Raw genomic sequence first — 17,491 nt, 5'->3', positions numbered from 1 at the left:
TTGTCTCTAGGCGTCACCAACTTGATCGTGAAGTTTTCCCAATTCCTGATCAATGGTCCAAAGTCCAACGCCTTCTTCACCGATGATATCAAACAATTCTAGCGCCCTTCTGGCCAAAGATTCTTCTTCTCTCTGTTCAGTAACATACCACTGCATAAAGCTAAAGGAAGCGAAATCTTTAACACCAAAGCAGTGATCCACGATGATATTGATAGATTTAGTTACTTGGATTTCATGCTCCAAAATGAGTTGGAATACTTCTTTCAAAGAATTGAAATGATGCTTTATCCCTGTTATTTCAGGCTGAATTGCGTGTCCTCCTGCTTCATTTATATAATGTAAAAGCTTAAGCATATGTTGTCTCTCCTCTTCTGCATGTGCATATAAAAGTTTAGCAGCATTGTCATAACCCATCATATCACACCACGAAGCCATGGAAAGATAAGAAGCTGAAGAAGTAGCCTCCATCTCAATCTGCTTGTTCAACATTTTTTCTGTATCGTGAAGTAAAGAACGCTGAAGCGTAACAATTTCTTTTTCCTTAGTTTTCATAATCTATGGCTTTTATTTGTATAACAAACATAACCAAATTTTGAAACAATAGTTCAGCATTTATCAGTGAAATCTGAATTTAGAATTGGTATAAGTAAAAATATAAAGAATAAAATTTGGTTAATATTAATTTAAATTAAATATAAATAAACTCAATTTCTAGTTACAAGTACCTTTTATTCTTGATTCGTTTTACTATTGATTCTTCTTTATATTTCCCCAAGCTACCGATAGATTTTACGTTAAAAATTGCTTACTGTTTTGGCTTTCTTAATAGATGATAAGAGTAAAAGATAGAATCAGTCTAGCTATTTCAGCTCCTTTAATGTATAGAAAGCTTTTGAACTTAAATTGTGTCTTTCTTCTGATTTAAGTCAAGTATTTTTTTTAACATTGCCCTATGAAAATTGTAGCAATGATTCCTGCCAGGTACGGTGCTACCCGTTTCCCTGGGAAGTTAACTTCTGACTTATGTGGCAAGGCAGTGATAGCCAGAACATATTTGAGTACTGTAGCCACGGGACTTTTTGACAAGGTCATTGTGGTAACCGATCATGAAATGATAGCAGAGCAGATTCGTGCAGAAGGAGGGGAGGTTTTTGTTAGTAAAAAGGAGCATGAAAGCGGTTCGGATAGGATAGCGGAAGCCATGGCTGATGTGGATGCTGATGTGGTGGTAAATGTGCAGGGGGATGAGCCTTTCCAGGATCAAAAATCTTTGGCCGATTTAGTAAAGGCTTTTGATGATCCAACAGTAAAAGTAGCTTCCATGATGCGTAAAATTGAGGATGAAGTTGAGGTTATCAATCCTAATTCCGTGAAAGTGGTAGTTGACAAATCCAATTTTGCACTCTATTTCAGCCGTTCACCCATACCCTTTGTCAGGGACAAATTCAGCCCTGTTTATTATAGGCATATAGGCGTTTATGCCTATACAAAGGAGATTTTATTGGAATATACTCAATGGGAGAAATCCATGTTGGAAAAAGCAGAAATGTTGGAACAGCTGCGTCTGTTAGAAAATGGCATTAGGATTAAAATGGTGGAAACCGACCATGAAGCTGTGGCAATTGATACCAAGTTAGATTTGGATAGGGCTATAGCTTTTTACCAAAGAACCAATTCCTAGTTAAGCTACAGCCTTTAGGCCTACAATAGAACCAATAAGCAGCATCAAGAAGAAGATTCTTGGCCAGCTAGTAGGTTCTTGGAAAAATAGAATACCAATTATTAGAGTTCCTGCAGCTCCAATTCCTGTCCAGACAGCATAGGCGGTTCCCATTGGTATGCTTTTGATGGCATTGTTGAGTAGTAAAAAACTCAGAATGATGCAGGTGAAGAAGATAATCGACCATTTTAGGTTGGTGAAGTTGTTGGATAGTTTTAATGAAGTGGTAAACCCTACTTCAAAAATACCTGCAAGAATCAATAATAGCCAAGCCATACTTTTTTATCCGTTTTTACAAAAGTAGGTCTAAAGTTCTGTTGATCTTTTTACATAGGTTAAAAAATAGAATTTAATACTGACTTCTTATTCTGCTGAGGGAGACCTGGCTAATTCCTAGGAATGAAGCAATATTGCCCAGTGAAATGCGGTTTAAGATTTCTGGATGTTTACTGATCAGTTCCTGATACCTAGTTGCAGCAGACTTGGTTTGAAAGTCTATCAAGCGTTTTTCAGTTTTGACCAATTCAATTTCGGTTAATTTTCTTGACCAGTTGGCCAATTCCAAACTGCATTTATAAAGCTCATCAAGGTCATCATTTGAGATTCTCCATAGTTGACATCTTTCAAGAGTGCTTATATTTTCATATCCAGGGAGCTTCGATATTTTACTATTATATGAGAATAGAAAATCTCCCTCAAAACCAAACCAAAAATTGATGTCTTTACCGTCATGGTTGAGATGGGCCTTTGCACAACCTTGGAGTATAATGTAGCTGAAATTTTCTGTTTTTCCTTGATGTATTATCGTTTCATTTTTTACAACTTCTACGATCGTACCTTTAGAGAGTAGTTGACTAATAGAATCATTAGAAAGTTGATGTTTTTGAAGGAGGACCTTTTCTATCTCCATGACTAAAAATTCTTTAGACTTAAGCTATGAACGGCTGCTAAACCAGCTGTCTCAGTCCTTAATCTACTGTGACCAAGGCTACATGCTTGGAAACCATTATCAAAGGCCATCTTTATTTCTTCCTCGGAAAAATCTCCTTCAGGACCTATTAGCACCAGATAAGATTGTTTACTTTCAGCTAAATTGAATAAATGGTCCTGGTTTTTCTTATCCACATAGGCAATGAATTTTTGATTATCAAGTCCCTGTGTAGATTTTATAAACTCAGCATAAGTTCTTAAGGGATTGATGATCGGTAACCTGGTTTTAAGGCTTTGCTTACATGCAGAAATCATTTTCTTTTCCAGTCTTTCGGGTTTAAGAAAACTTCTCTCAGAATGGTCTGTCTTCAATAAGCTGAGTTCATGGAAACCTATTTCAGTTATTTTTTCAAGCATCCATTCGATTCGGTCATTATTCTTGGTTGGGGCAATGGCCAAATGGATATGAAAGTGATCAGCGGGGGTTTCCTCCTTTTCTATAATGCTTAGACTTGTTTTCTTAGGACTGATTGCTGTGATCTTACAGGTGAATAAATTGCCCAGTCCATCTGTAAGATGCACCTCATCACCGACTGATTTTCTCAGTACCTTGGCCAGGTGTTTCGACTCTTCAGGAGCTAAAATGATTGGACCATCTTGAATGTCTTTTTGGAAAAATAACTGCATGATAAACTCTTTGCATACAAAAATATAAACTTGGACGGACTTTATAAATGGACAATAATCAAAAAAGCACAAATCATGCGATCTGTGCTTTTTTAAACCTTAATTAACCTTTATATAATAACTTAACCTTTTGAAAGTTCCATGTTTACTGGCTTGCCTTTGATGGTATTGCTCTTCATGACGTTGATTACATGAGCAGCATCTTTAGATGGTACATCTACAAATGAGAAGCTGTCAAAGATATCAATTCCACCAATCTGTCTTCCCGGGATTCCCGTTTCACCAGCGATAGCTCCTACGATATCATTTGGTCTGATTCTGTCTTTTTTACCAAGATTCAAGAAAAGTCTTGACATATTAGCCTCTCTTCTGCCTTTTTCACGAGCCCCGCCTTTTCTGCCACCTCTCTCAGAGCGTTCGAAACGGTCTCTTCCACCTCTTCTTCCGCCTTTGTCAAAACGATCTCTTCCTCTTCCTCCTCTTTCTCTATCTCTGCTTAGGTTCAGATCGAAATTCATTTCAGAAAGCTCTTCAATTGACTTACCGAATTTCAATTTCACCAATGCAAGTGCAATTTCATCCATAGAAAGTCCTTCAGCCAATAACTGGCCTAGAGTAGCTTCAAAGATTTGGTTGTTTTCTTCCTTGGAAATGGCTTCAGAAACTTCTTTTACCAATTGATCCTTTTTCTGATCGATCATTTCAGATACAGAAGGAGGAGTCATTTTGGTCAGACTTGTTTTGATATATCTTTCAAGATCTTTTAATCTGAAAATGTCTTTTCTTCCAGTGATAAAAGAAATGGCCATTCCAGAACGACCTGCTCTACCAGTTCTACCGATTCTGTGTACGTAATATTCTTCATCCAATGGAAGGTCATAGTTGAATACTACTTCTACATTGTCTACGTCAATACCTCTGGCAGCAACATCAGTAGCGACAAGAACGGAACAATGTCCTTTACGGAACTTATTCATTACTTTGTCTCTTTGTGCCTGAGAAAGATCTCCGTGAAGGGCTTCAGCCATAATGCCGTTAGCAATCAGGCCTTCAGTAACTTCATCGGTTACTCTTTTGGTATTACAGAATACTACTCCTAAGTTAAATTGGTGAACATTGATCAATCTAGTGATCAACTCCATTTTAAGGCTAGGCTTAACTTCGTAATATACCTGAGAAATATTTTCTACTGTAAGTTCCTTTTTGAGAATCTTAACGATTTCAGGATTGGTTTGGAATTTTTTGGTCAGGTCCATGATAGGCTTGGCCATGGTTGCTGAGAAGAAGATGGTTTGACGATCTTCTGGCATTTGATTCAATACCGTTTCGATATCTTCTCTAAAGCCCATGTCAAGCATCTCATCTGCTTCATCCAAAACAATGGTTTTTACTGTTTCCAGCTTGATATTACCACGTTTCATATGGTCCATTACCCTTCCAGGGGTACCTACGATGATTTGTACACCTTTTCTAAGGGTCCTGATCTGACGATCAATGGATTCTCCACCATAAATGGCAGTGCTATAAATTCCTTTTTTGTGTTTGGCAAGCTTGCTGATTTCTCCTTCTACCTGAACAGCAAGTTCTCTGGTAGGGCATAGGATCAATGCTTGAGGCTTGTTACTAGACTCGTCAATCATGTCTACGATAGGAATACCAAATGAGGCAGTCTTACCGGTCCCGGTTTGTGCTTGGCCGATTACATCACGACCTTCTAGCATTAGAGGAATTGATTGCGCTTGAATTTCGGAAGGTTGGGTATAGCCCATGTCTTCCACTGCCTGAAGAATTTCTGCTGAAATTCCCAGGTTCGAAAATAATAATTCGTTTTCCATGAAATTTTCCTTACTCCTGTGCCCTGATTTCCTTTAATACATCCCAAAAGCGACCGAGTAAGGAAACTCACGACTCAGAAAAGTTCTGATTAATTAAGCTGCAAAAGTAGGAGGAATATTTTGATAAAGCAAATATCTCATGAATATTTGTAAAATAAATATAAAAATAATCCCCTTTTACTAAAGATTTATTTGGTGAAGAGCGCTGTTTGTTAAATGAAATTTATTTAAAATTTCACACTGTCGTTTTATGAGAATTGATTTTTTAAATTCCATTTATTCCCTTGTGAAGGAATAATATTGTTCTGAAGACTATTATGGGAATATTTTCTAATCTAAGGTAGAATAGGCGCAGACAGGTATAGTTTAAATTGATATTAAAAGTGTACTGAAATAAAAAAAAAGCGGAATACATTCGTATACCGCTTTTTGAATATTGTGAAATATTAATTATCTATCATTCATAGATACATAAGGCCTTTCGTTAGCACCAGTATAAACCTGTCTTGGTCTACCGATAGGCTCACCGTTTTCTCTCATTTCTTTCCATTGTGCAATCCAACCTGGAAGTCTACCTAGTGCAAACATTACTGTAAACATATCGGTAGGAATACCCAAAGCTCTATAGATGATTCCAGAATAGAAATCTACGTTAGGATAAAGTTTTCTATCTACGAAATATTGGTCTTTAAGCGCAGCAGCTTCCAATTCTTTGGCAATTTCCAATACTGGATCGTTAACACCTAGTTTAGACAATACATCATCAGCAGCTTTCTTGATGATTTTTGCTCTTGGGTCGAAGTTCTTATAAACTCTATGTCCAAAGCCCATCAATCTAAATGGATCATTCTTGTCTTTAGCTTTTTCCAAGTATTTTTTAGAATCACCACCATCTGCTTTGATAGCTTCTAGCATTTCAATCACGGATTGGTTGGCTCCACCGTGTAATGGTCCCCATAGGGCGTTGATACCTGCAGAGATAGAAGCATAAATACTTGCCTGAGAAGAACCAACAATTCTTACTGTTGAGGTAGAACAGTTTTGCTCGTGATCAGCATGCAGGATAAGTAATTTGTCCAATGCATTGGCAATAACTGGATCAACCTCAAACTTTTCAGAAGGAAGGGAGAACATCATTTTCATGAAGTTGGCACAGTAGTCCAGACTGTTGTCTGGGTAATTTACTGGGTGTCCCATTTTGTTTTTATAAGACCATGCAGCGAAAGTTGGCATTTTTGCCATCAAACGGATGATGCTGAGGTTAATTTCCTCAGTGGTCCTGTTAGGATCCAATGAAGTTGGATAAAAAGCAGTCAATGAACAGATCAAAGAAGATAATACTCCCATTGGGTGAGCAACAGATGGGAAACCATCTAGCATCTTCTTGATGTCTTCGTGAACTAGTGTATGTGTGGTGATTTCGTTAGAGAATTGTTCGTATTCTGTCTGTGTCGGTAGCTCACCGTAGATTAAAAGGTAAGAAACTTCTAAAAAATTGGAGTTTTCAGCCAAATCTTCAATATTATAACCTCTGTACCTTAAGATACCTTTTTCTCCATCCAAGAAAGTAATGGCACTTTTGGTAGACCCAGTATTTTTGAAACCAGGATCTAGGGTGATTAATCCTGATTGACCCCTTAATTTGGCAATCTCTATTGCCTTTTCATTTTCAGTACCTTCAGTAACTGGTAATTCATACTCTTTACCGTCGAAGGATAACTTAGCTATTTCAGACATAAATTTTACGTTTATCTATTTATGGTTTTGTTCTTATGACAAATCGCTTTTGGCGGCCTTAAGTTAATAAAAACAAGGCTTATTATCATAATGAACGGCATTATTTACATTATTTATAATTAAGTATAATTACTTAATTATTTACTACGTGTTTATATTGCGCTGATTTTGCGCAATTTAAGATTAAACTCCTGAATAAAATCGAATGATTCAGTTGAAAAAAAACAAATAGTAAAATAAAATCCCATATTCAGGGATTTGAAATTATGGTAAATAAAAATAGTCCGCTAATGCGGACTATTTAATTATTTGCAAAAGTGCTCAAATACTTCTACTAGGTGCTCGCCTATGATTTGGGCATTTCTACCTTCAATATGATGTCTTTCGATGAAATGAACCAATTCACCATCTTTGAACAAAGCCATTGCTGGGGAAGATGGAGGGTAAGGCAAACACATTTCTCTCACTTTATTGACAGCTTCTGTGTCATTTCCCGCAAAAACTGTCGCTAAATTACTTGGTTTAGCAGCTGATTTGTCCAAGGCATATACAACACCAGGTCTGGCTGCACCTGCAGCACATCCACATACGGAATTTACCACAATGAATGTTGTGCCTTTGTGATCCTTTAGATGATTTTCTACGTCTTCAGCAGTTTTGAATTCTTGAAAACCTACTTCAGTTAACTCAGCACGCATAGGTGCTACTAATTCTTCTGGGTACATATATTGAGTATTTAAATTATTCTTATAAAAAACCAAGTTCCAATTTGGCAGCTTCGGACATCATGTCCTGGGAATAGGGCGGGTCAAAAGTCAATTCCACCTCAACATCGTTGATGCCTTGTATTTGCTGTATTCTGTCTTTTACTTCAGCAGGAATAGACTCTGCAGAAGGACAGTTTGGCGATGTCAAGGTCATCAATACGTAGACATTGTTAACGGGATAGACGCTGATTTCATAGATCAATCCCAACTCGTACACGTCTACTGGTATTTCTGGGTCATAAACCAATTTAATGGCCTGTACAACCTTGTCCCTAAGATCAGGAACATTTACCTTTTCTTGATCCATTTTAGTTTCTTCAGCCATATAGCTAAACGTTTAATTTTGATTGATATGCCAATGCATATAGTTTCATCTGCTTGATCATGGCAACCAGTCCATTAGATCTTTGAGATCCCAGGATATTGCCCATGCCTATTTTTTCAATAAAATACAGATCAGCATCGACGATTTCTTTTGGATTTCTATCTGAAAGTACCCTTATTAAAAGGCTTATTAGTCCTTTGGTGATATCGGTATTGGAGTCAGCTTTGAAAATAACTTTTCCCTCTTTTTCCTCTGTGGTAAGCCATACTTTTGATTGACAGCCTTTGATTAGGTTTTCATCTAATCGAGCCTCTTCTGGGTATTCGGATAATTTATTCCCCAACTCCATAATATAAAATATGGTGGATTCTCTGTCTCCCTCAAGTATAGTGAATTCGTCTATTATTTCTTCCTGAACTTGCTTTATATCAGTCATTTATTCTTTAGTTTGGCGATTTTGCTTACGCTTTCTACCAGTCTGTCTACCTCTTCTTTGGTGTTATAAACAGAAAATGAAGCCCTAACAGTTCCCTCAAGATCAAATCGATTCATCAATGGCTGAGTACAGTGGTGACCTGTCCTTACAGCAATGCCTGAAGCATCCAGCATCATGCCCACATCAAAGGGGTGCATACCATTGATAAGGAAGGATAGTACACTTACTTTTTTGTCTGCAGTGCCTACAGGAATAAATCCTTTTATATTAGAGAGTTTATCGACAGCATAAGTTAACAAACTTTCCTCATGCGCTCTGATATTGGACTTGCCCAGGTCATTGACAAATTCGATAGCTTTTTGGAAAGCAATTACATCTGCGATATTAGGCGTTCCAGCTTCAAATTTAAAAGGAATCTCATTATAGGTAGTTTTGTCAAAAGTAACTTCCTTGATCATTTCGCCTCCCCCTTGGTAAGGTGGCATGGCTTCGAGAACTTCTCTTTTTCCATACAATACCCCCAAACCTGTTGGTCCATAGATCTTATGGGCTGACATGACAAAGAAATCACAATCCAATGCTTGCACATCAATTTCAAGGTGCGCAGATGACTGTGCACCATCAATCAGCACCCGGGCTCCGATCTTATGTGCTTTTGAAATGACTTCTTCAATTGGGTTGATCGTTCCCAAAGCATTGGAGGCATGAACTATAGAAACCAGTTTTGTCTTTTCGGTGAGTAGTTTGTCAAACTCATCGATTAGGATTTCTCCCTTGTCATTGATAGGGATGACTTTTAAAACAGCTCCTTTTTCTTCACAGAGCATCTGCCAAGGAACAATATTAGAGTGATGTTCCAAAGTAGAAATGATGATTTCATCACCCTCTTTGATGAACTTTCTGCCAAAAGTAGAAGCCACCAAATTGATGCCCTCAGTGGTGCCTTTGGTGAAAATGATTTCCTCTTCTTCCTTTGAATTCAAGAAGGATCGAACAGCGCTACGGGTTTTTTCATAGGTCCTGGTGGCCCTGTCCGCTAAAGTATGCGCTCCTCTGTGAATATTGGAATTGTCATGGGTATAGTAAGAAGACAATGCCTCCAGTACCGCCTTTGGTTTCTGGGTGGTGGCGGCATTGTCTAAATAGATTAGGGGTTTTCCGTTGACCTCTTGGTCTAGGACCGGAAATTGCCCCCGGATATTTTGGATGTCCAAAGTCATGAAAGGTATTTTATAAATTCCCTAATCGTTCTTGAACAAGAGAAATGCAATATTCCTTGAAAGCTTCGATTTTTATATGGTCTAATATTTCACCTGCAAAGGCATAAAGTAAAAGGCCTCTGGCTTCTTCTTTTCCGATTCCTCTTGCCTGAAGATAGAATAATGCTTCATCATCCAATTGACCAGTAGTACAGCCGTGTGAGCACTTTACATCATCAGCCCATATTTCCAATTGAGGCTTGGTATTGATAATGGCATCATCGGAAAGTAAAATATTATTGTTTTGCTGGAAAGCATTGGTCTTTTGAGCATCCTGTCTTACGAATATTTTACCGTTGAAAACTCCTCGTGATTTATCTCCAAGAATGCCTTTATAAAGCTCATTAGAGTCAGCATGTGGCATCGTATGATCCACATTGGTATGGTTATCTACATGACTGTTGCCATCAAGAAGATAAAGTCCATACATGTTTCCTTCACATCCACTATCCAAAAGATTCAAGCTCAAGTTATTCCTGATCATGTCTCCCTGAAGGGATAAGGTAAATGCCGAGAAAGTGGCATCTCTATGGATGTCCGTTACAAAGTTGTTTACTTCAATAGCAGACGTACTTTCATTTTGGATTTTATAGTAATGCAGGTGGCTATTGTCACTTACTTTCACTTCCGTTACAGAATTCAAGAAGTAAGCAGCTTCATCAAGGCTAATGATCTTTTCAATAAAAGTAGCCTCAGTGTTTGCCTCGGCATCAATATAGATTCTTGGGCTGATTACCTGACCTCCATTGGCCTGATTGAAATAAAGCACCTGGAAAGGCTTTTCAACAACTTTTCCTTTGGCAATATGAATATATGTGCCTTGCTCAAAAGAGGTAGTGTTCAGGGCCGCAAAAGGGTCTTTTTCTACCTTGGCAATTGTTCCGATCTTTTGTGCCTCCTCAGCACTTAAATCTGCAAAGCTCTTAAGGGTATAATTATCTTCAGAAAATGAAGAAAGCTCTAGGTCCAATTGGCCATTATTGAATACCAATAAGTGGGCATCCAAGTCTGCAATCAATTCAGCTTTTACTTGCTCAGCATTCAAGCTTGCTTTTGAAGCTGCTCCAAAGTTGGAGATGTTTGCTTCCAGCTTTTTGCTTAAATGGGTGAATTTATATTCTTCTGCTTTTTGGGCAGGAAGTCCTTCGTTTTTCAGGAAATCAATTCCTTTTTGCTGCAGGGCAACCAAGTTTTCAGCTTTGGTTAGATGGGCAGCTTCAAGGAAAGATTCCGTGATTTTATTTTTGGTTAGTGTAGTCATCAATTAAGAAATAAGAGGTTTGACAATGGGATAATAAAGATTAGACAGAAGCTCCGTCTACATCTTCTTTGATCCAGTCATATCCTTTTTCTTCTAGATCCAATGCCAATTCTTTAGACCCGGATTTAACGATTCTTCCTTTGTACAATACGTGTACAAAATCTGGAACTATATAATCCAACAGACGCTGGTAGTGTGTTACCACGATGGTAGCATTGTCTGGAGACTTCAGTTGGTTTACACCATTAGAAACAATTCTCAATGCATCGATGTCCAAACCTGAATCCGTTTCATCCAAGATAGAAAGGGTAGGCTCAAGCATGGCCATTTGGAAAATTTCGTTTCTTTTCTTTTCACCACCTGAGAAGCCTTCATTTAGCGCTCTGCTCATTAATTTTTGGTCAATTTCTACCAACTTCATTTTCTCCTTCATCAATGAAAGAAACTTAACCGCATCTAGTTGTTCCTGACCTCTGTATTCCCTTACCTGATTGACAGCCGTTCTCAGGAAGTTAGTGGTGCTCACACCTGGGATTTCCACAGGATATTGGAATGCTAAGAATACACCTTCTCTGGCCCTGTCTTCAGGATTTAGATCCAAAAGGTCTTTGCCATTGAACGTAACTTCTCCTTCAGTAACCTCATATTCTTCTCTTCCTGCCAAAACAGAAGCTAAAGTAGATTTACCAGAACCGTTAGGTCCCATGATGGCATGTACTTCTCCTGGCTTGATTTCTAGGTTGATTCCTTTTAGGATAGGAGTACCTTCAATTGATGCGTGTAAATTTTTTATCGATAACATGATATGTACTATTTCTTTTTTCAGTATTCGGTAATAATAGGTGAGGGGAGATCTAAACGAACTCCATCACCATCATTATTAAAGATTTGTTTTGTGGATTATCCTACGCTGCCTTCAAGGGTAAGAGCAAGTAGTTTTTGCGCTTCTACAGCAAATTCCATAGGCAGCTGGTTCAATACCTCTTTTGCATAACCATTGACGATCAAGGCTACTGCATCTTCAGTATCAATACCTCTTTGGTTACAGTAGAAGATTTGGTCTTCACCGATTTTAGAGGTAGTTGCCTCGTGTTCCACTTTGGCAGAAGGATTTTGGATATCTATATAGGGGAAAGTATGTGCACCACATCTATCGCCCATTAGCAAGGAATCACACTGAGAGAAATTTCTTGCATTTTGTGCTCTTTTCATCACTTGCACCTGACCTCTGTAGGAATTTTGTGATTTCCCCGCAGAGATTCCTTTGGATACAATTCTTGATTTGGTGTTTTTACCAATGTGGATCATTTTGGTACCCGTATCCGCTTGCTGGTAATTATTGGTTACCGCAACAGAATAGAACTCTCCTACAGAATTATCTCCTTTAAGGATACAAGAAGGATATTTCCAAGTAACAGCAGAGCCCGTTTCTACCTGAGTCCAAGAGATCTTGGAATTGTCTCCTGCACAAATTCCTCTTTTGGTTACAAAGTTGTAAATACCGCCTTTTCCATCTTTATCACCTGGGAACCAATTTTGTACTGTAGAGTATTTTACTTCAGCATCTTTTGCTGCGTAAATTTCCACTACTGCAGCGTGAAGTTGGTTTTCATCCCTTTGAGGAGCTGTACAGCCTTCTAGGTAAGATACATACGATTCATCTTCTGCTACAATTAAGGTTCTTTCAAACTGTCCAGTATTGGCCGCATTAATACGGAAATAAGTGCTAAGTTCCATAGGACATCTTACTCCCTTGGGAATATAGCAGAAAGAGCCATCAGAGAATACTGCAGAATTCAATGCCGCATAATAATTGTCGGTCATGGGCACTACAGAACCCAAATATTTTTTAACCAATTCAGGGTGATCCTTAACGGCTTCGCTAAATGAGCAGAAAATAATGCCCAATTTGCTTAAGGTATCTTTGAAGGTAGTTCCTACAGATACTGAGTCCAATACAGCGTCAACAGCAATACCTTGTAATTTCTTTTGCTCATTTAAGCTAATGCCCAATCTTTCATAGATCTGAAGTAATTCAGGATCTACTTCATCAAGACTTTTAGGTTTGGATTTTTGCTTTGGAGCAGAGTAGTATATTAAAGATTGAAAATCAACCTTTGGATAATGGACATTGGCCCACTCAGGTTCTACCATAGACTGCCATGTCCTGAAAGCTTTAAGCCTCCATTCCAGTAGCCATTTAGGTTCTTCCTTCTTAGCGGAAATCCAATGAATAATTTCTTCATTTAAACCAGCTGGAGCTTCATCAGCTTCAAAATCAACAGACCAGCCATGTTCATATTCTTTTGAGGTGAATTCCTCTAAAATTTGATTGTCTTTGCTCATAAATCGAGTTATTTAGACTAATTACATTTTGTAGCGCAAAGATATAACATTAATCTAAATTATTATGTTCAGACAGTAGTAAAATTCTAGAAAATTAATAAAAAAGGACCTTTTAAGGTGTTGTGATACAGTTGTTTAATGAACCAAAAGTGCTTTGGTGACACTTTTGGTTTTATTTATATAATGATAAAAGTTTCTTGAATGTTTATATAAGTAATTTATTTAGATTTAATCTAAATAATTAGTGGCTCGATAAATTTACTTAGCATCCTGTTCAAACAACTGAATAGGCCTGTTAATGCTTTCTTCAAGTACAATGAGAGTTTCTGTTCTGTCAATGCCATCTACCTTTTGGATTTTATTCAATACATCCCTGAGGTGATTGGTGTCTTTACAGATGATTTTTGCAAAAATGCTATAATTCCCCGTGGTATAATAAGCATTGATGACCTCCGAAATTTCCTTGAGTTTTTCGATTACATTATCGTATAACGAACTTTTTTCCAAATAAATCCCCAAATAAGCAGAGATATCATAACCCAATTTCGAAAAATCAATGTTGAGGGTAGCGCTTTTGACGATGCCCATATCTTCCAGCTTACGCATTCTTACATGGACAGTGCCTGAAGATACATATACCTTTTTTGCGATCTCAGTATATGGCGTTTTAGCATCTTCATTGAGTAATGAGATGATCTTCAAATCAACATTGTCAATATCTAAATTTTTATCCATTATTTATTTATTTGGTTATTGTTATTTAAATAAAGATGCATTTTAATTGTTGAATTGTCAAAATTTCAGCTAACATTTTTTTTGATTTGTAAAATAATGAAAAATGTATTTACTTTGGGATTACATTGTGAATAGAGAGGAATATTTGGTGTTTATTCCATAGGTTTAAAATAATTTTTGGTTTAAAACGAAATCTTATTCTTTTGCAATGGTTTTGAAATCGAAACTTTTAATCTCTAAAGTTATATTTGGGTTTATATTCTGAAAAGGGTCTTGCCATTGGCAGGACTTTTTTGTTTTATTTCCTTTCGAATTCCATGATTTAATTGAAACAGCTTTTTTGGAATGAAATTATCTTTTTATGTAAATTATTTATAAATAATTCGGAATACATTGTGATTAGTTTTTTCTCTTTACCAGATAAGCGTGGGGCTTTTCGTTTAATATCTTTTTTTAGGTGGGATTGTTTTCGCACTGTTTATAATAAAATCTAACCATTGGACTAGGATTGTTTGTCGAAAATTGATGGATATTTATAATTTGTCAATCATCAAGTTATTTACCGAAAATATTAACCCTTCTTAAATATGACGAAAAGGATTGCAATTGTTTTTTCATTATTCATTTTAGCTGTTTCAGCCTTTGGTCAACAGAAAAGGCCGCTCACTCATAAAGATTATGATCAATGGGAGGCAATTTCTTCAACCAAAATTACAGATGATGGCCATTGGGTAGGATATGAAGTGAACCCACAAGATGGAGATGGTCGGTTTGAGGTGGTGTCCCATGATCATCCAAGTAAGATGATTACAGTATCCAGGGGTACAGATTTCAATTTTTCTAATGACGGTAAATGGGCTGTAGGCATAATAAAAGCTGAAAAGGATTCAATCCGGTCATTGAAATTAAATGAAGTCGGGTCAAAGGAAATGCCCAAGGACAGTCTTTTTATTTTGAATATGGAAAAGGAGGCTGTAGAGAAATTGCCTGAGATAAAATCTTATAAGGTAGCAAAAAAGAAAGGAAATTGGTTGGCTATCCATTTTCATCAAGAAAAAGATATCAAAGATAGTACAGCAAGCGATTCTGTAAAAAAAGCTGATAAACATAAGAAGCTGAAGACAGATGGGACGAAGTTGGTGGTGAGGAATTTTGAAGGAAGTATTACGTATCAATTTGATAGGGTGAATAAATATGGCTTTTCAGAGGAGGGAGATTGGTTGTATATGATAAATGCAAAGGAGGATACCCTTAACAATGCTGGGATTTCTCTTTTGGATTTGGAGAATGGAGAAGAAATAACTGTTGACACAGGTAAAACCAAGTATGGAAATGTGGCCTTGTCCAAGGATTTGAAAAGATTTGCTTTTACAGCCACTAAAGATTCGGCAAAATCCGAAGAGCCTTATTATCAGTTATTCCTTTTTGACATTAGAAAGGAGACGAAGAAAGAGATTGTAAGCAAGGATACTGAGGGGATATTACCTAAGAGTAGAGTAGCAGAAAATGGAAGGCTTCAGTTTTCTGAAAAGAGTGATAAACTTTTTTTTAGTTTGAAAGAGGATTATAAGAAATATGCCTATGAAGAGGATACCACTATCTTGGATGAAGAGAGGGTTTCATTGGATATTTGGTCGTGGAATGACTTAGAGATCCAGCCAATGCAGTTGAAAAATAAATCAAGGGACGAAAACAAGACCTTCCTAGCTGTTTATGAATTAAAATCAGGTAAGGTGGTGCAATTGGCAGATAGGCAGTTGGAGAATATAAATTTGGACCGTAGGGCAAAGCTTGATTTGGCCATTGCAACAGATGATAGTCCTTATCGAATTAATTATAGTTGGGATATACAGATTGGTAGGGATTTTTATCTCGTGGATATTACAACTGGCGGAAGAAAGTTAATCGTTGAAAATGCCAGCGGATATCCAAGTTTGTCACCTGAAGGAAAGTACGTAAACTGGTATAGTTATAGGGATAGCGCTTGGTTAGCTTATGATATTGCTGAGGATAAATTGATTAACCTTACCGATGGTATTGGAGGAGATTTCTATGATCAATTACATGATAGTCCGAGCATGCCAGGTTCCTATGGTTTTGCGGGTTGGATGGAGAAGGATGAGGCTGTTATTGTCTATGATCAATATGATATTTGGAAAATAGATCCCAAATCAAAGCAAACCCCAGTTTGTTTGACAAAGAAGCTTGGAGAAAAGAAGCACATTGTTTTTAGAAGAGAAGTACTGGATAGCGAAAAGAATTATATAGACCCCAAAGCTCCCTTTGTTCTGTCTGCATTTAATGATAGAAATAAAAAAAGTGGCTATTTCTTAGGGGATATCAAAGGAGACTTGGAGCCGAAGGAACTGATATATTCGGATCATCGCTATTTTGGTTTGGATAAAGCGAAAAATACAGACGATTTAATTTTAAGAAGGTCTACGTTTCATGAATATCCGGATGTATATGCTACAAAATTGGGGAGTTTTAATCTGACTGAACTTTCTAATGCCAATCCACAGCAGGAAAATATCAATTGGGGAACAGTTGAGCTAACAGAATATATGACCTTAAAAGGCGATTCTTTACAAGGTTTGATTTATAAACCGGAAAACTTTGATGGAAATAAACAATATCCGATGATGGTTTATTTCTATGAAAGAAGGTCAAATAGTCTTCATAATTATATCAGCCCAGCACCTAGTGCCTCGATCATCAATATATCTTATTTTGTAAGTAATGGCTATGTGGTTTTTGTTCCTGATATTAAATATGAAATAGGTTTGCCGGGACCAAGTGCCTATGATTGTGTAGTCCCGGGGGTACAGTCTGTCGTAGCCAAAGGATATGTGGATTCAGAAAACATAGCTATTCAAGGTCAAAGTTGGGGTGGCTATCAAGTAGCTTATTTGATCACCCAAACAGATATGTTCAAGGCTGCCGGTGCAGGTGCTCCTGTGTCCAATATGACATCGGCCTATGGAGGGATTCGCTGGGGCTCGGGAATGAGTAGGATGTTTCAGTATGAGCAGACGCAGTCAAGAATAGGAGGGACCCTTTGGGAAAAGCCTATGCATTATATTGAAAACTCGCCTTTATTTTATGCTGATAGGGTCAAGACACCTGTTTTGATCATGCATAATGATGCAGATGGTGCAGTTCCTTGGTACCAAGGGATTGAATTTTTCATGGCTTTAAAAAGAAATAGGACACCTGCTTGGTTTTTGGTCTATAACGGGGAAGATCATAACCTGAGGAAAAGAAAGAATAGAAAGGACCTTTCGATCAGGCTTTCACAGTTTTTCGATCACTATCTCAAAGGCGCTCCTGCTCCTTTATGGATGAAGGAAGGAATTCCAGCAGTTGAAAAGGGGAAAACTTTAAAATATGAATTATCAGAATAGGAAAAGGGAGGTTCAAAGCCTCCCTTTCTTTAGTGCCTACTGAAGTGAA

Annotated in this window: 16 protein-coding genes; 2 read left to right on the top strand and 14 right to left on the bottom strand. The window is 37.5% G+C overall.

What is annotated here, in order from left to right:
- Nucleotides 1-6 precede the first annotated feature (6 nt).
- Entirely contained in the window at nt 7-552 is a 546-nt protein-coding gene (locus H7U17_RS10675) for a ferritin (RefSeq protein ID WP_186756711.1), read from the bottom strand.
- A gap of 400 nt (nt 553-952) precedes the next feature.
- On the opposite strand from H7U17_RS10675, the gene kdsB reads away from it, so the two are divergent.
- Nucleotides 953-1,681: a 3-deoxy-manno-octulosonate cytidylyltransferase gene (gene kdsB / locus H7U17_RS10670; RefSeq protein WP_186756710.1), complete on the top strand. Its 729-nt coding sequence runs from the start codon at nt 953-955 to the stop codon at nt 1,679-1,681.
- Here the strand turns inward: kdsB and H7U17_RS10665 are convergent, their stop codons facing one another.
- From H7U17_RS10665 to H7U17_RS10605, 13 genes are all read right to left on the bottom strand, one after another.
- On the bottom strand, nt 1,682-1,996 hold the full coding sequence (locus tag H7U17_RS10665) for a DMT family transporter (protein ID WP_186756709.1): 315 nt from the start codon (nt 1,994-1,996) through the stop codon (nt 1,682-1,684). It abuts the gene before it with no gap.
- Between the two features lie 73 nt (nt 1,997-2,069).
- Entirely contained in the window at nt 2,070-2,630 is a 561-nt protein-coding gene (locus H7U17_RS10660) for a Crp/Fnr family transcriptional regulator (protein WP_186756708.1), read from the bottom strand.
- Between the two features lie 2 nt (nt 2,631-2,632).
- Nucleotides 2,633-3,337, bottom strand: coding sequence for a 16S rRNA (uracil(1498)-N(3))-methyltransferase (locus tag H7U17_RS10655; RefSeq protein ID WP_186756707.1), 705 nt, complete (start codon nt 3,335-3,337; stop codon nt 2,633-2,635).
- A gap of 122 nt (nt 3,338-3,459) precedes the next feature.
- A complete protein-coding gene (locus H7U17_RS10650) occupies nt 3,460-5,172 on the bottom strand; it encodes a DEAD/DEAH box helicase (protein ID WP_186756706.1) in 1,713 nt (570 codons plus the stop codon).
- 450 nt (nt 5,173-5,622) lie between these two features.
- Nucleotides 5,623-6,909, bottom strand: coding sequence for a citrate synthase (locus H7U17_RS10645; RefSeq protein WP_186756705.1), 1,287 nt, complete (start codon nt 6,907-6,909; stop codon nt 5,623-5,625).
- Between the two features lie 305 nt (nt 6,910-7,214).
- Nucleotides 7,215-7,634: a BrxA/BrxB family bacilliredoxin gene (locus tag H7U17_RS10640; RefSeq protein ID WP_186756704.1), complete on the bottom strand. Its 420-nt coding sequence runs from the start codon at nt 7,632-7,634 to the stop codon at nt 7,215-7,217.
- 22 nt (nt 7,635-7,656) lie between these two features.
- Nucleotides 7,657-8,001 (bottom strand): DUF59 domain-containing protein, encoded by a 345-nt coding sequence (locus tag H7U17_RS10635; protein ID WP_186756703.1) that lies wholly within the window; start codon nt 7,999-8,001, stop codon nt 7,657-7,659.
- 4 nt (nt 8,002-8,005) lie between these two features.
- Nucleotides 8,006-8,437 carry a SufE family protein gene (locus H7U17_RS10630; protein WP_186756702.1) on the bottom strand — a complete coding sequence of 144 codons (432 nt, stop codon included), beginning with the start codon at nt 8,435-8,437 and terminating at the stop codon, nt 8,006-8,008.
- A complete protein-coding gene (locus H7U17_RS10625) occupies nt 8,434-9,657 on the bottom strand; it encodes a cysteine desulfurase (RefSeq protein WP_317172736.1) in 1,224 nt (407 codons plus the stop codon). Before H7U17_RS10625 ends, H7U17_RS10630 begins: the two co-directional genes overlap by 4 nt.
- A gap of 10 nt (nt 9,658-9,667) precedes the next feature.
- Entirely contained in the window at nt 9,668-10,957 is a 1,290-nt protein-coding gene (gene sufD / locus H7U17_RS10620) for a Fe-S cluster assembly protein SufD (RefSeq protein ID WP_186756701.1), read from the bottom strand.
- Nucleotides 10,958-10,997: 40 nt separating this feature from the next.
- Entirely contained in the window at nt 10,998-11,759 is a 762-nt protein-coding gene (gene sufC / locus H7U17_RS10615; RefSeq protein ID WP_186756700.1) for a Fe-S cluster assembly ATPase SufC, read from the bottom strand.
- 98 nt (nt 11,760-11,857) lie between these two features.
- Nucleotides 11,858-13,303, bottom strand: a complete 1,446-nt coding sequence (gene sufB, locus H7U17_RS10610) for a Fe-S cluster assembly protein SufB (protein ID WP_186756699.1) — start codon at nt 13,301-13,303, stop codon at nt 11,858-11,860.
- 258 nt (nt 13,304-13,561) lie between these two features.
- Entirely contained in the window at nt 13,562-14,038 is a 477-nt protein-coding gene (locus H7U17_RS10605; RefSeq protein WP_186756698.1) for an Lrp/AsnC ligand binding domain-containing protein, read from the bottom strand.
- A 587-nt stretch (nt 14,039-14,625) separates the two neighbouring features.
- On the opposite strand from H7U17_RS10605, the gene H7U17_RS10600 reads away from it, so the two are divergent.
- The gene (locus H7U17_RS10600) at nt 14,626-17,442 is read left to right on the top strand and encodes a S9 family peptidase (RefSeq protein WP_186756697.1); all 2,817 of its coding nucleotides are present in this window, start codon (nt 14,626-14,628) and stop codon (nt 17,440-17,442) included.
- The last annotated feature ends 49 nt before the right edge of the window (nt 17,443-17,491 follow it).

Source organism: Echinicola salinicaeni (assembly GCF_014280965.1).
GTDB classification, from domain to species: Bacteria; Bacteroidota; Bacteroidia; order Cytophagales; family Cyclobacteriaceae; genus Echinicola; species Echinicola salinicaeni.
Note: the sequence above shows the minus strand (reverse complement) of the source record. Positions and strands in the feature narration are given on the sequence as shown.